Raw genomic sequence first — 14993 nt, forward strand, 5'->3', positions numbered from 1 at the left:
CATCGGTGACTTCCGGCGGCGTACGAGCACGTCAAATATGGGACGGCACCAAACAGTAATTCCTTAGCGCCGGATTCCGCGCAATCTACCCCAAGATTCAGAGTGATTCCTTCGTTGTACACAGGTGCGGTGGGGCGTTACTGTCTACACCTAACCGGACCGAACAGTACAGAACGGGGCCACCTTCGATGCGTACAGTCGAGTTCGATCGCGATCAGGTTCTGGATCTGGCGATGTCGGTGTTCTGGGAGAAGGGGTACGCCGATGCCTCAATCCAGGACCTCATCGAGGCCACGGGGCTGCAGCGAAGCAGCCTGTACAACACGTTCTCCGGCAAACGTGAGCTGTATCTGGCGGCGTTGCGGCGGTACCACGCCCGATGTAGCGAGCAGTACGCGCTGATCGAGTGTTCGACTCGGCCGGTCGAGGCGATCGGTGAGCTGGTCCGGTCGGTGATCGAGGACGAGCTCGGTGATTCGCGGGGCATGGGGTGCATGGTCGCCAATGCCGCACTCGAGTTCTCGGGCCGCGACGACGCGGTGCGCGCACTCACCTCGTACAACCTCACGACCATGGCGGACACCATCTGCGGCGCCATCCGCCGCGCACAGTCGCTGGGACAGGTCGAATCCTCGGTCGATCCGCAAGCGCTGGCTCGGTCGATCGTGGTCACCGTGCAGGGATTACGCGTGGTGGCCAAGGCGATCGCTGCCGACCATCGCGCGCAATGGCTGAGCGCGGCCACCGATACCTGTCTCGCACCGTTGCACCAATAACAGCGCAGGATCTCGATCCCGTCGTCTCGGCGCCAGGCGCCGCCCCCGCATTCTCCAGCGTTACGCGCGCTGCCTCTTACTGGAACGAACAGTTCAATACGATCGGAAGGAATCATGACTTTCACCCGGCAAGAACTCGCCGTCGCCGTACTCGGTACCGGAACGATCGGCGCGCCCATAGCGCGCAACCTTCGGCGCGCGGGATTCGCCGTCACCGTCTGGAACCGCACCGTCGACCGGGCGCACCATCTGCGGACCGACGATGTCCGGGTCGCCGACTCGGTCCCCCACGCGGTGCACGGCGCCCGGATCGTGCTCACCGTCGTCAAGGACGCCGCGGCGGTCCTGGCGATTCTGGAGGCCGCCGGGGACGCCTTGACCCCGGGCACTGTGCTCGTTCAGATCAGCACGGTCGGTGTCCAGGGAATCTCGGACATCGCCAAGGCGGCCGCGGCTCGCTCGCTGGTCCTCGTGGACGCTCCCGTGCAGGGAACGAAGGGTCCCGCGGAGAATGCCCAGCTCGTGGTCCTCGCCTCGGGACCTCGGGAGGTCCGCGCAGCGGTGGCCCCGGTGTTCGACGCGATCGGTAAGGCGACGATCTGGGTCTCGGACCGCCCCGGCGACGCGAGCAAGCTGAAACTGGTTGTCAACACACTGATCTCGGCGATCACCCACGGAGTCGCCGAATCGATCCGCTTCGCCGAAGCCCTCGGCGTGGACCCGCAGTTGTTGCCGACCGCCGTCACCGGTGGACCACTGGAGTCCGCATTCGGCACGATCAAAACGAATGCCATTCTGCAGCAGGACTTCTCTCCGAACTTCACGGTGGACAACGCCATCAAGGACACCGAACTGGCCATCGACGCGGCCGCGGCAGCCAAGGTGTGGCTGCCGCAAATCGAGGCCGGGCTCGCGCGCTATCGAGCGGCACAGCGGGCCGGGCACGGCCACGAGGACATGGCGGCGAGCTATTTCGCCGACCGAAGCGATGAGTGAACAATGACCGACAGCCAGGGATATCGCGCCAAGGTCGGTTTCTTGGTGCCGTCCACGAATACCTCCGCCCAACCCGAAATCGATGATCTGCGTCCGGTCGGGGTCACCAATCCTCTTTCGCGAATGGTGATTCGCAATTCCACGATGGTCGAGCGCCCCGGCTTCGACCAAGTCCTCGACGATATCCGCGCGTCCGCCACACCGGCCATCGAATCGCTGTGCACGGCCGATCCCGACATCGTCGTGGTGGGCGGGTCCCCGGAAGCGTTCTGGGCTGGGTCCGACAACCAGGACAAGATCGTGGCGGCGTTCCGGGACGACGCCGGCGGGCGTCCGGTGATCACCAGCGCGGACACGATCAGCGCGGCGCTGAGCCAGCTGGGCAGGCTGACTCGGTTCGCTGTGATCACGCCGTATCTGAAACTCGGAGGCACCACGGTACGAAGGTTTTTCGACGACTGGGAGTACGACGACGTCGTCGCGATCGAGGGACTGGGCGCCGCGACGCCGGCATCGATCGCCCATATCGATCACCGCAGCCTTCGTGCGGCCGTAGAGACGGTGGACTCCCTGGACATCGAAGCCATCGTTCAAGTGGGTACCAACATCGCGATGGCACGGTTCGCCGCTGCTGCCGAACTGTTCCTCGACAAGCCCGTTCTGTCGAACAACGCCGTCCTGTACTGGCATGCGCTGCGCAGCCTCGGATCGGCGATCGGTTCTCCGGCCATGGTCGGATCTTCGAATACCTGTGAGCAGTACCGAGATTTCCAGGAGCAAGACATCATGACCACCTCAGGTAGCGTCGTCTCCGACTTATGCGGGCGATTCCTCGCACGCCTGACCACCCACCCGGCCGCCGCCGTCAGCGCATACTCCGACGGAACGAGTTCCCCCACCAGCCGACGCACCAGCCCAAACGATCACCGGCTCACCCGGCGCAGGATACGGCCTTCGCACCCGGGTCATGACGACGCCGACCTCGTCCTCGACGATGCGCAGCTGTTGCCGACCGCCGACGCTATGCAGTCGGAAACCGCTGTCCGCATCGCGTGCCCGGCCAAGCCACGCAGCAGCATCAGCCGTCGAATGTCGTACATGTGTTCTCGCTTCTCCTGCCGGACATCCGACCTCCATCATCGTCACCCAGCACTGTGCAAGAAATCGTTACGATCACAACGATTCTGGCTGTACCAAGTCGGCTCGTACCTGATCGAACCAGCGGAGTCTTCGCCCGCTTCTGGGGTCGCCATAGCATCGCCGGAAGATGCAACGGAAATACTGTTCAGGGCAGATTTTTCGCGCTGGTCGGCGAGTTCCTGATCCCGGCACGGGTCCTGCCGATAACAGCAGGCCCAGTCGCCACTGCCGCATCGGCGTATCACTTCCCAAAGGATCGTCCCGCAGACTCCTGGATGACGAAAATCCTTGTGATCAAGATGATTTCATCTCGCTGTTGAGGAACAGGCGCTCACGCGCGTGGGTTGCGCCTGGCATGACTCTCGGAATTGCGCTCGCTGCCTCCAATTCGGGCAACTACGTCGACCAGATCGTGGCGCAGGCCCGCTCAGTCGCCGAGCTGGGTATCGGGTCGATGTGGTTCGGACAGCGGATGGACTACGACTCCCCCGCCCTCGCCGCCATCGTGGGCCGGGAGGTGCCGGGCGTACAGGTCGGCACCTCGGCCATCCCCGTGGTCGGGCGCCATCCGCTGCTGGTGTCTTCTCAGGCGCAGACCGTCCAAGCCGCGACGCATGGGCGTTATCACCTGGGTCTGGCCGTCGGTTCGACGCTCGCCGCCGGCGCGTTCGGCATGGCCTTCGACCGGCCCATTGCTCGCTTGCGCGAGTTCCTCACCGCCCTTCGGGAATTGCTCGACACAGGCACCGCTGGCTTCCACGGCGAACTTTTGACGGTCACACCGCCGCTACCGACCGCGGTTCCCGGGGCCGAACCACGCGTACCGGTGTTGGTGGCCGCGATGGGGCCGCAAGCACTACGCGTCACCCGGGAACTCGCCGACGGTATCCTGCCGTATCTGGCAGGCCCGAAGACCTTGAGCGAGCACATCGTGCCAGTGATCACGCGGACGTCAGGAACCGCGCCGCGCATCGTCGCCTTCGTCCCAGCAATCGTCACCTCCGATGTCGAGGGCACCCGTGCGACGGCGGTGCAACACCTGGCGTTCTACGAGCAGGTACCGTCCTATCGCCGGGTCATCGAACTCGAAGGCGCCTCGCGGGCGGCGGATCTGGCGCTCATCGGCGACGAGGAGACCATCGCCGCCGGAATCCAGCGCTACTACGACGCCGGCGCCACCGAGGTCGTACTGACCACCACAGACCTGGCCGGCCCGGACAATCAGCACCGCACCTGGGCACTGGCCGGGGCACTCACCGCCGACCGGGCCGACTCCTCGGCGGCTGCATCCCTGCCCACGGTGTAGCACCGCGCGATCCCGAGCTCAGCCCCGGCGCGCACGCGCACGGTGTCGCCGACCAACCAGCCTGTCCACCTAGCATCGATGACCCAGTCCTACTAGATATCGAAATGCACTGCGAAACAAGTCCAGTCGATCGGCCTGGTCAGCGTCATCCGCCGATCTTAGACCCGTTCCAGGACAACCGGGTGTCCTCGTTTTCGGCACCGGCCCAGCAACTCCTGCTCACACTGGTACGAAATCCCCAGCGTGCCAAAAGCATCCGGCATGACTGAATTAGAACTCCATCGTCGCCGACCGCGGTCGGCCAGGAGGCATAAGTGAAGACCATCGTCATCACCGGCGGCACCGACGGCATCGGCCGGTATCTGGCCGACGAATACGTCAAGCGCGGTGACCGGGTTGTCGTGATCGGCCGCGACGCCGAGAAAGGCCGCGCGTTCCTCGCCCACGCCGGCGAGCACGGGATCTTCGTGCGCGCCGACCTCGGCCCGCTCGCGGCGAACCGGAAGGTCCTCGACGAGATCAAGGCGTCCTATTCGGTGATCGACACCCTCGTGCTGTGCGCCCGGTTCTACCGCTCGCGCCGGGCCCAAACCCCCGACGGGATCGAGTCGACGTTCGCGCATTTCTATCTGAGCCGCTTCCTGTTCAGCCACGAACTGCGCGAATCGCTCGAACGGGCCGACACACCGGCCATCGTGAATGTGGCCGGTCCCGGCGCACCGCTGTCCGCGGCGAACTTCGGCGACCTGCAGTTCGCCCGCCACTACGCCGGCGGAGCCGCGCTCGGTCAGGGCGGCAAGCTCAATGACCTGCTCGGGGTGTCGTTCGCCGAGCAGTACCCGCACGGCAAGACCCGCTACATCCTGGTACACCCCGGCGTCACCGCGACCGGTCAGACCGGCGAATACGACCCCGGCACTCTGGCCATGGTGGAGAACATGCGCCGCCACGGCAAACCGATCCCGGTCGCGGCCGAACCGATCATCGAGCTCATCGATTCTCCGCCCAGGGAGCTGTTGAGCGCCTACGTCGAGGGCAGACGCATCGACGTAGGCGCCCCCGGGTTCGATCCCGCCGCGGCACGCACACTCGACGCGCTGACCCGCGAGTTGCTGGCGGGCCGCTGAGATGACACCCGCGCCAGGGCTGCCCCACCGACCCAGACATCCCCGCCCGCGTCCCTCGTCATCGCCGTGCGCGACGCTGTTGCGGGAGCATCGCACCCACGACGCCGAGCGCGGCCAGACCACCGGCCGCCAGCACCCCCACCCGATGGGCGAAGAACGCGACCGCAAGTGCGGCCAGCGGGGTCACGCCCTGCACAATTGTGGTGCAGACAGCGATGACATGGGTGCGGTCCTCGGGCCCGCAGCTCAACCGCAGATGGTGATTCGTCGACGGCAGAAACGAGGTCATCGCGACCCCGCACACCGCAAGCCAGCACCATCGCCGCCGTCAGATTCGTCACCCGCCCCAGCACGGCCTCCGCCCCGCCGAGCACAGCCGCGAACCAGCGGCCAGCGACGTCGCGACCAGCCCGAAAGTCGCAGGCACGACACCGAATTCGGACTTGGCCAGCAGCCGGGCCGTCACCCGCAGGTCGACTGCGAAGAAGCCCACCGCCGCCAGCAGCACGATCGCCCGCATCAGGTGCGCGCAGGCGCGAATGCGGCGCACTCCTCGCAGCACGTCCAGTTTCTCGCGGGGACCGCCGACCGCGACGAGTTCACCGCGCCGTCGACCATGACCCGGTCGAAATCGATCAACCCTGCGCCGTGGCAACGGGCAAGCACGCCCCCGATGGATCTGTCGAACGCCCCGGCGGCTCGCCAGTCCCGCAACCTACGCCACCATGTCACCCCGGACCCGAACTCCAGCTCCTAGGGGAGGTCTTCCCACCCGATCCCAGTGATCAGCACGAACAAGACCCCTTCAGCACCCGTCGGCTGCCCATCTGCGGCGGTCCCGGTGTTCCGGCCAGTTTCACCGGCAGTAGCGGTTCGAATTACCGCCCACAACTCATCATCCACGATCCAGGGGGCTGCTGCGCCGAAACATCCTGCACTGCAACAGAACCCGACACCAACTGACCGAACCTGTTAGAAGCTCTAGGCGTGACTTTCTCGTCACTGGACCTCGCGTGCAGCACCCAGGTCCGCCCAACCCCCTCGAGGGCTTTGCGATGTGATCGCCGGCTACAGCCGAGGCTCGGGCATTCTCCGTGCTTGCCTCGGCTGCTGCCAACTGCTTCCAGTTCATCGTGTCGTTCGCGACTCGTTCAGGTTGCCAGTCTTGGCAACGTCCTCGGGCTGCGTCAGGAATCCGAGTTGCTCGACGGGATCTTGGGGCCGGGAGGGCATCGGGCGCGCTCTTGCAGAGATTCTTGAGGTGCCGCGGGGCGCCGCCTAGCACCACCGAACCTTCTGCGGCACAACCGGTGACAACGGCCTGAAGCGAATCACATCCATGTGACTCCTCGCCTGAAGGGTCAGTCTGTCGAGTTTCGCTCGCTACGGCGCGACAACCACTGAATCGCCAATAGGCGAACTCCCCACGAGGTATACGCCTCCACACCCATACGCGCATTCTCGGCGGCATCAACGTGAGCCAGTCACCTCACCCACTGTCACCAGAATTGTGCCTGCGCCGTATACATATCTACGCTAGACCAAACAAGCGACCACTACCGGGCGGCGCGGCCAGACCCGGTGCGATAGGCTGACCGCCACCGACCGAGGCTTCCGTTAGGCGACCCTGCGCCTCTTGGACGGTTCGGCCAGGGCGTCAGGGATCGTTCCCGTGTCACGTTCCCGGAAAACGGTTCCCGCAGGGACGATTTCGTCGATTCGGTCGAGAATGTCGTCGTTGAGCACAATGTCGGCTGCACGCAAATACGTGTCGAGGTGTTCTTGCGTGCGCGGGCCGATGATGGCGGCGGTGATATCGCGATGTGCGAGAACGAATCCGATGGCTAGTTCGACCAGGTTCAGTCCGGCCTGGTCGGCGAGTTCTGCCAGCGCGTCGGCAGCGGCCAGTTTGGCTGCGTTGTCCGACGTGGCGATGTCGAATCGGCCCGGAATGAGGTCGGCGCGACGAGACTCCGGCTGTGGTGCGCCGACACGGTAGCTCCCCGACAGCCAACCCGCGGCCAGCGGCCCATAGGTGAGCACGCCGAGGCCGTATTTGCGTGCGATCGGCAGCGTTTCACGTTCGATGCCACGAACCAGCAGCGAGTACGGATCCTGTTCGGTTGCAGGGCGGTTCAGGGCTCGGCGGTCGGCCGCCCACTGGGCTTGGATCAGCTCGCCGGGCGAGAACACCGAAGTTCCGTAGTAGCGGATCTTGCCGGCCCGGACCAGATCGTCGAGCGTTCCGACAGTTTCGTCGATGTCGGTGACCGATTCGGGGCGATGCACTTGATACAGGTCCAGGTGATCGGTGCCGAGCCGACGCAGGCTATCTTCCACTGCGCGCACGATCCAACGCCGTGAGTTGCCGCGGTGAGTGGGGTCGTCGTCCACCGCGTTGTGGAACTTGCTGGCCAGCACGACCTCGTCGCGTCGGCCTACCAGCGCCTTGCCGACGATGATTTCCGATTCGCCGTGAGAGTAGGTGTCCGCGGTGTCTATGGTGTTGATGCCGGCGTCCAGGGCGCGGTGGATCAGTGCGATCGATTCCTCGTGCGTGGTGCCGCCTCGGGTGCCGAAATTCATCGCCCCGAGCACGAATGGACTCACACGCACCCCGGTGCGACCGAGAAGGCGCAGGTCGGACAGACTCATCGGCGGGCTCCTGTCGGGGTGCGGCGGCGCTGCGCCGGATCGGTGAGCGAGGGCGGGATGTAGCCCTCATCAGCGGCGCTGATCGTCAGGCCCGGGGCGACGATGTCGTCGATGCGGTCGAGGACCTCGAAGCTCAAACGTATGTCGACGGCGTCGAGTTGATCCTCGAGTTGCTCGAGCGTGCGCGGACCGATGATGACGGTGCTGACCGCCGGATGCTGCAGCACGAAGGCCAGCGACAGCTGGATCAGCGAAATTCCCGCCTCCGCAGCGAGTTTCGCGAGGTTATCGACTGCTTCCCGTTTGCGCTGATTGGCTGCCAGCGCAGGGTCGTGGCGGTGGGGCTGACGCGCCAGCCGGCTCGAGACAGCCACCGGTTCCCCGTTCCGGTGGCGCCCGGAAAGCCATCCGCCTGCGAGCGGGCTCCACGTCAGCACGCCCAAACCGTATTGCTCGGCCAGAGGCAGGGTCGCACGTTCGGCAGCACGCGCAAGGATCGAATACGGCGGCTGTTCGGTGGCCGGCCGACGCAGGTTGCGGTCGGTGGCAATCCATTGGGCTTCGACCAGTTGATGGGGTTCGAAGGTCGTGGTGCCGTGATAGCGGATTTTACCGGCGGTGACCAGGTCATCGAGTGCGCGCAGCGTCTCTTCCAGCGGCACGTCCGGGTCGGGCCGGTGGGCTTGATAGAGATCGAGGTGATCGGTGCGCAGCCGGCGCAGACTGTCCTCGACAGCGCGCACGATCCAGCGGCGGGAGTTGCCGCGGCTGTTCGGGCTGTTACCGACTTGGCCGTGGAATTTGCTGGCGAGCACCACGTCGTCGCGGCGTCCGGCCAGGGCCTTGCCGACGATCTCCTCGCTCTCTCCCTGCGAGTACACATCGGCGGTGTCGATGACATTGATGCCGGAATCGAGTGCGCGGTGAATGATTCGAACAGCGTCGTCGTGGTCGCCGTTGGCCCAGGCACCGAAGTTCATGGCTCCCAACGTGAGTGGGCTCACCAGGACGCCGGTGCGGCCCAGGTATCGGAAGGATCGCTCGCGACTTTCCTTGTGTACCAATGAATGTCCTTTCATTTCGACGGCCGGACCAGTATTCGAGTGCTCCCGGCAGCGAACAAGCAAGCCGATCTACGCGAATCGTTCAGTTTTCTCGACGGCGCCGGTCAGCTGAGCGTTCGTTCAGGAGGCCAGTCGCTGCGGTTGTGCGATCGATCGCAACGCGCGAATGGCCGCCGCGATCGCTGGTCGCTCGAGCGAGGCTTGCCGGTAGGTGACGCCCACCTGTCGCGAGCCGCCGGTGATCGTGCAGGCGATCAGGGCTCGATGCCGCTCGCGGACCGCCATCTCCGGGACGATCGTGACGCCGAGGCCGTGCTCGACCATTTCGGCCATACCGGTGAAGCTGCCGCAGCGATGCTCGATACGCGGCGCGAATCCGGCCTCGCGGCAGGCGAAGACCACCGAGGCGATCGATGGCGCTCCGTCACGCGCGGCGATCCAGTCGGCGTCGCGCATGGCGTTGAGCCCGGACTGGCGGACCCTCTCACGCAGTGGCGCGGGTGCCAGCAGGACCAGTGGGTCGCTGAACAGGAACTCCGAGGACAGCCCCAGGGGCAGATCCCGGGAGCGGAAGGAATAGGAGTAGGTGATCGCCAGATCCACGTCCTGCTGACGAACCGCGGGCACCGAATCCACCGGCATCAGATCGACCAGCCGCACCCGAAGCCCCGTGTGCTCGGCGCGCAGGCGCGCGACCGCAGGCAGGGCCAGCGGCAGTTGCGCGGTGCGGAAGGTGGCCACGGTCAGAACACCGGTGACCGCTTCCCCGGTGGCGGTGACCGCGCTCTCGGCTTCCTCGAGCGCGGCGAGGATGCGGGAAGTGTGATCGACCAGCACCCGACCGGCGTGGGTCAGGCGCAGCACGCGCCCCTCTCTGCGGGTCAGCACCGCACCCACTTCGTCCTCGAGAATCCGCAGTTGCTGTGAGACCGCCGAGGTGGTGATGCCGTGCAGTTCCGACACCGCTGTCATGGTGGTGTGCTCGGCGAGGTCCCGCAGCAGGATCAGGCGTCGTATGTCGTACATGGACCCTCGTTTCTGCAGCCGCGCTTCGACATTCATCATCGAATCGAGCAATCGGCGAGAAAATCCTTACGATCAGAACGATTTTGTGTATTCCACCTTCACAGGCCGTGCCACCGTGCACGAAAACTGAACGAATCGCAAAGCTGAGCTTCGTTGTTCGCCACTTCGGGCGTGTGCACACTTCAGGTTCATCGCAGCACCCTTTCCTGCGAATCCTTCCCAGGCGGCAGCACGTTCGTTGTCGTACGAACTTTCGGAGCACCGATGAGATTTTCCTTTTCCGGCGGCCGGCGGCTGATCGCGGCGCTCGTGGTGGGCGCGAGCGTGCTCGCCGCAGGCTGCGGCTCGGCGCTGGGCGGCGACTCCGGGGCGGGAGGCGCCCCGGATGCGAACCACACACTGACCCTCGCCCTGTCCAGACAGTTCACCGGCGTGAACCCGCACAACGGCGGTTCTCCCGACAGCGACGGCTCGGTCAAGGCCACGGTCTACGAGGCGCTCACCGCGCTGGACCCCGATGGTCGAGTCCAGCCGCGGCTGGCCACGTCGTGGACCAATCCCACACCGCTCGAATGGCGCTTCACCCTGCGTGAGGGGGGCAGCTTCTCCGACGGAACACCGCTCACCGCTCGAGAGGTGGCCTGGAACTTCGGCGAACTGCTCGATCCCACCACCAAGAGCCAGCTCGGGGCACAGTTGAAGATCTACACCGACTCGGTGAGCGCCGAGGGCGCCAACGTGGTGGTGTTCCATCTGAAAGTGCCGGCCATCGATCTGCCCTCGCGGCTGTGGAACTTCTACATCACGACCCAGAAGTTCTGGGACAATGGCAATCACAACACCCAGGCACTGGGCACCGGCCCGTACGTGCTGAATTCCATCGACCTCGAGAACGGCGCCGAGCTCACCGCCAACGCGAACTATTGGGGTACCAAGCCGGCCTTCGAGCACGTGAAATACCGGGTGTTGCCCTCGGAGGCCGCGCGGGTGTCGGCGGCGCAAGCCGGTGAGGTCGACATCGCATTGAACCTCGATCCGCTGAGCCTGGACCAGTTCTCGGGCAACAAGAACTACCGCTCGACACTGTCGGACAGCTCGTGGGTTCAGGTCATCTCGATCAACACCAACAAGGGCGGACCGCTCACCGATGAGCGTGTGCGCCAGGCCCTCAACTACGCCATCGACAAGAAGGCGATCGTCTCGGGTCTGCTCAAAGGTGCGGTCTCGCCGTCGCAGGGCCAGGTTCTCGCACCGCCGTTCTACGAACCCAATCCCGCGGTCGGCGCCTACGACTACAACCCGGACAAGGCACGGGCGCTGCTGGCCGAGGCCGGGCATTCCGGTGACGTCGTGCTCAACCTCGACATCCCGTCCGGTACTTACGCTGCGGGCACGGCGATCGGGCAGGCCGTAGCCCAGCAGGCCGCCGCGGTGGGCATCAAGATCAACATCAGTGAGACGCCGTTCCCGGCATGGCTCGCACGCCAGAACGGGCCCAGCGACCAAGCCGCCGACCTCGTCTACATCGGGTGGGGCAGCTACTACAAGAACGGATGGACGATCTTCGACCCGTTCACCAGCAAATCGCGCTACCCCCAGAGCAACATCACCGATCCGGTCTTCGACGATCTGATCAACCGGCTCCAAGCCGCCACCGACCCCGCCACCGCACGCGATCTGGCCAATCAGGCCACCGCCCGCTACCACGACCAGGCCGAGACCGTCTTCCTGTGGCCGGGCACCTTCACCGCCCTGATACGCAACGGCCTCACCTGGACCCCGCGCACCACCCGTTACCTCTACGCACAGGAAGTCGGCCGAGCATGAGCCAACGACAGCTGTTTCTCGCCGGATACATTCTCTTCCCCGGAAATCACTACATCGGAGCGTGGCGCCACCCCTACTCCGAACGAGACTTCAACGACCGCGCCCTGTTCGAACACGTCGGGCGCACCCTGGAACGCGCCAAGTTCGACATGGCCTTCATCCCCGAAACACTGGCCCACAACCCGAATTTCGCACGCTTCGGCCTGAGCAACGCACTCAAGCACAAACCCACTCAACTGGCCGCGGTGATCGCCGGCGCCACCCGGCACCTGGGCATCGGGGTGACCCTGTCGGCCAGCTACAACGCGCCCTACCATCTGGCCCGCACCCTGGGCAGTCTCGACCAGTTCAGCGGCGGCCGGGTGGCCTGGAACATCATCATGAGCAAGGGCGAAGCGACGCAGGCGAACTTTCCGTTCGTCGAGGAACTCGACCGTGAACAGCTCTACGACCGCGGGGACGAGGTCGTGGAATCAACTGTCGCACTGTGGGATTCCTGGTCGGCCGACGCACTCGTGGTAGACAAGCAGTCCGGCGTTTTCGCCGATCCCGCACAGATCACCACACCCGACTACCACGGCAAGTACGTCCAGGTACGCGGACCGCTCACCCTGCCGCCATCCCCGCAGGGCAAACCGGTCCTCATCCAGGCCGGAGATTCCCCGCGCGGCAGGCGATTCGGCGCGAAATGGGCCGAGCTGGTCTTCGCCATCGAGAACAACGAGGCCGATCTGCGCGCCAAGCGCGACGACCTGCGCCGGCTCGCCGCCGCGGCCGGGCGCGACCCCGACAGCGTCAAACTCATCGCCGCAGCCCAGCCGATCATCGGCGAGACCACCGAGATCGCCCGTGCACGACAGCAATTCCTCACCACCCTCATCGGTGTCGACGCCGCGGTGGCGTTCCTGAGCCAGTTCGTTCGCGTAGACCTCACCGGACTCGACCCCGCCCTGCGGTTCACCGATGCCGTCGCTCAACGCGCCACCGACGCCACGACCGGCGTCCGGTTGCTCGAGAACCTGACCGCACTCGCGGAAGGGAACGGGGAGACCCTCGGCAGCGAACTGTCACTCGGCGAGGTCGCCCGCCACTTCGGCGCGAGCGAGTTCACTCCGCAGCTGGTCGGCACTGGCGCCGAAGTCGCCGATCAGCTGGCACGGCTGTTCGAAGCCGAGGCCGTCGACGGATACGTGCTCTCCCCCACCCACTTTCCCGGCGCCTTCGACGACATCGCCCGCGCGGTGGTACCGGAGCTGCAGCGGCGTGGCATCTTCCGCACCGAGTACGCCGACACGACACTGCGCGGTAATCTGGCCGGGCACCGCCACTCCCCCGGAGCCGGGGCATGACCGCGGTGCACACCGGCCGGGTGCTGCGGCTACCGCTGCCACCGTACTATCTGGCACGGCGGGTGCTCACCGGTCCACTGGCTGTGTGGGGCGCGGTCACCGTGGTGTTCTTCGCGCTGTCCGCGAGCGGCAATCCAGCGGTCATGCTCGTCGCGCCCGACGCACCGGCAGGCGAGTTGCAGCGGGTGAGCCGGCTCTACGGCTTCGACCGGCCCCTCTACGAGCAGTACGTGCGCTTCTTGGTGAACATGTTCTCCGGCAATTTCCCGAAATCGTTGCGCTACAACAGTGATCCGCTCACGTTGGCGTTGGATCGCCTGGCGCCGAGCGCGACGCTGGGAGCCGCGGCACTGGCGTTCGGGGTTTTCACCGGGGGGATCATCGGGTACGTGGCCGCCACCGGGCGATCGCCGTGGCTGCGCCGACTTCTTCGGCGAGGTCGGCAAAACCCTGGCGGCCTTCCCACACGAGCTGTCGGGCGGACTCAATCAGCGCGTGGTCATCGCTATGGCCCTGGCCCGCGATCCGGCCCTGCTGATCGCCGATGAACCGACCACTGCCCTCGACGTCAGCGTCCAGGCGCAGGTGCTCGACCTGATCGACGAACTCAAAGGCGAGCACGGGCTGGGGGTGCTGCTGGTCAGCCACGACATCGGGGTGATCGCCGACCGCAGCGACCGGGTGCATGTCATGTCGGAGGGCCGGATCGTGGAATCCGGCGCCACCGCCGAGGTGCTGCACTCGCCACGTCACGCCTACACACGCGGACTGCTCGCGGCCACACCGGCGCTGCTGCAGCGCGCCACACCGGTCTGCGGCACCACCTCCGACTCCGAACCCGTCCTCGCTGCGCCGGTGCTGTTACGGGCCCGCTACCTGCACCGGTCCTTCCCGGTAACAACCCCTGGCCGGTTGCGCCGCACTCGGCACATCGCTCTGGACGGGGTCTCCCTCGAGGTGACGGCGGGCGCGGCCGTAGGGATCGTCGGCGAATCCGGTTCGGGCAAAACGACGCTCGCGCGCCAGATCGTCGGTCTGGATCGACCCGACAGCGGCACGATCGAGTACGACGGCCGGTCGCTGGACGCTCTGGACCGGGCACAGTCACGCAGCTGGCGACGTGCGGTGCAATACGTCTTCCAGGACCCGTTCGGCGCCTTGGACCCTCGTCTGAGTATCGGGCGATCGATCGCGGAACCGTTGGAGCTCAACGGTGTCGACCTGCGAGGTGAGTCGGTGGCCTCGCGGGTACGGGCGTTGCTCGAGGAGGTCGAGCTGCCACCGGCTTACGCCGATCGGCTGCCTCGCGAACTCTCCGGCGGCCAACTGCAGAGGGTGGTCATCGCGCGAGCGCTGGCCAGTGATCCGGCTCTGATCGTCGCCGACGAGCCGGTGTCGGCTCTGGACCTGTCGGTGCAGGCGCGCATCCTGCGTTTGCTCGAACGACTGCGCCACGAACGCGAACTGACACTGCTACTCATCTCTCACGACCTGGCCGTGGTGCGGTTCCTGTGCGACGAACTGGTGGTGATGCGCCACGGCCGAGTCGTCGAACACGGTCCCGCCCAACAGCTCTACGAGGCACCGCAACACCCCTACACCCAAGCGCTGCTGGCCGCGATCCCCGGCAAGTCGATCGCTGCACTATCGAGTGCCGAGTGATTCCCGCACCGCGCTGAACGACGACTGCCGACCGGACCATATGGCCCAGGCGGCAGTCGTCGTTC

The 14993-nt window shown here is 65.7% G+C and carries 14 protein-coding genes; 9 read left to right on the plus strand and 5 right to left on the minus strand.

The window, feature by feature from the left end; all coding sequences use genetic code 11:
• Positions 1-188 precede the first annotated feature (188 nt).
• The 5 genes from ACWEKS_RS35855 (at position 189) to ACWEKS_RS35875 (ending at position 5345) form a co-directional block, all read left to right on the plus strand.
• Positions 189-776 carry a TetR/AcrR family transcriptional regulator gene (locus tag ACWEKS_RS35855; protein ID WP_452344211.1) on the plus strand — a complete coding sequence of 196 codons (588 nt, stop codon included), beginning with the start codon at positions 189-191 and terminating at the stop codon, positions 774-776.
• A gap of 114 nt (positions 777-890) precedes the next feature.
• Positions 891-1772, plus strand: coding sequence for an NAD(P)-dependent oxidoreductase (locus tag ACWEKS_RS35860; RefSeq protein WP_452344212.1), 882 nt, complete (start codon positions 891-893; stop codon positions 1770-1772).
• A gap of 3 nt (positions 1773-1775) precedes the next feature.
• Positions 1776-3095 (plus strand): maleate cis-trans isomerase family protein, encoded by a 1320-nt coding sequence (locus tag ACWEKS_RS35865; RefSeq protein WP_452344213.1) that lies wholly within the window; start codon positions 1776-1778, stop codon positions 3093-3095.
• 172 nt (positions 3096-3267) lie between these two features.
• On the plus strand, positions 3268-4218 hold the full coding sequence (locus ACWEKS_RS35870) for a TIGR03564 family F420-dependent LLM class oxidoreductase (RefSeq protein ID WP_452344214.1): 951 nt from the start codon (positions 3268-3270) through the stop codon (positions 4216-4218).
• A gap of 314 nt (positions 4219-4532) precedes the next feature.
• Positions 4533-5345 carry an SDR family NAD(P)-dependent oxidoreductase gene (locus ACWEKS_RS35875; protein WP_452344215.1) on the plus strand — a complete coding sequence of 271 codons (813 nt, stop codon included), beginning with the start codon at positions 4533-4535 and terminating at the stop codon, positions 5343-5345.
• 58 nt (positions 5346-5403) lie between these two features.
• Here ACWEKS_RS35875 and ACWEKS_RS35880 read toward each other — a convergent pair whose 3' ends face one another.
• From ACWEKS_RS35880 to ACWEKS_RS35900, 5 genes are all read right to left on the minus strand, one after another.
• Positions 5404-5634: a hypothetical protein gene (locus ACWEKS_RS35880; RefSeq protein ID WP_452344216.1), complete on the minus strand. Its 231-nt coding sequence runs from the start codon at positions 5632-5634 to the stop codon at positions 5404-5406.
• 48 nt (positions 5635-5682) lie between these two features.
• Positions 5683-5907: a hypothetical protein gene (locus ACWEKS_RS35885; RefSeq protein ID WP_452344217.1), complete on the minus strand. Its 225-nt coding sequence runs from the start codon at positions 5905-5907 to the stop codon at positions 5683-5685.
• A 1055-nt stretch (positions 5908-6962) separates the two neighbouring features.
• The gene (locus tag ACWEKS_RS35890) at positions 6963-8000 is read right to left on the minus strand and encodes an aldo/keto reductase (protein ID WP_452344218.1); all 1038 of its coding nucleotides are present in this window, start codon (positions 7998-8000) and stop codon (positions 6963-6965) included.
• Positions 7997-9079 (minus strand): aldo/keto reductase, encoded by a 1083-nt coding sequence (locus ACWEKS_RS35895; protein WP_452344219.1) that lies wholly within the window; start codon positions 9077-9079, stop codon positions 7997-7999. The genes ACWEKS_RS35890 and ACWEKS_RS35895 overlap by 4 nt, the downstream gene beginning before the upstream one ends.
• 105 nt (positions 9080-9184) lie before the next feature.
• Complete coding sequence (locus tag ACWEKS_RS35900; protein WP_452344220.1) at positions 9185-10090, minus strand: LysR family transcriptional regulator; 906 nt, start codon at positions 10088-10090, stop codon at positions 9185-9187.
• Positions 10091-10354: 264 nt separating this feature from the next.
• On the opposite strand from ACWEKS_RS35900, the gene ACWEKS_RS35905 reads away from it, so the two are divergent.
• From ACWEKS_RS35905 to ACWEKS_RS35920, 4 genes are read left to right on the plus strand one after another with little or no spacing between them, the layout of a single operon-like run.
• Positions 10355-11917, plus strand: coding sequence for an ABC transporter substrate-binding protein (locus ACWEKS_RS35905; RefSeq protein WP_452344221.1), 1563 nt, complete (start codon positions 10355-10357; stop codon positions 11915-11917).
• Positions 11914-13266 (plus strand): NtaA/DmoA family FMN-dependent monooxygenase, encoded by a 1353-nt coding sequence (locus ACWEKS_RS35910; protein WP_452344222.1) that lies wholly within the window; start codon positions 11914-11916, stop codon positions 13264-13266. Before ACWEKS_RS35905 ends, ACWEKS_RS35910 begins: the two co-directional genes overlap by 4 nt.
• Positions 13263-13814, plus strand: a complete 552-nt coding sequence (locus ACWEKS_RS35915) for a hypothetical protein (RefSeq protein ID WP_452344223.1) — start codon at positions 13263-13265, stop codon at positions 13812-13814. Before ACWEKS_RS35910 ends, ACWEKS_RS35915 begins: the two co-directional genes overlap by 4 nt.
• Complete coding sequence (locus ACWEKS_RS35920) at positions 13762-14928, plus strand: ATP-binding cassette domain-containing protein (RefSeq protein WP_452344224.1); 1167 nt, start codon at positions 13762-13764, stop codon at positions 14926-14928. Before ACWEKS_RS35915 ends, ACWEKS_RS35920 begins: the two co-directional genes overlap by 53 nt.
• Positions 14929-14993: the final 65 nt, after the last annotated feature.

The sequence above is a fragment of the Nocardia sp. NPDC004711 genome, from assembly GCF_053601595.1.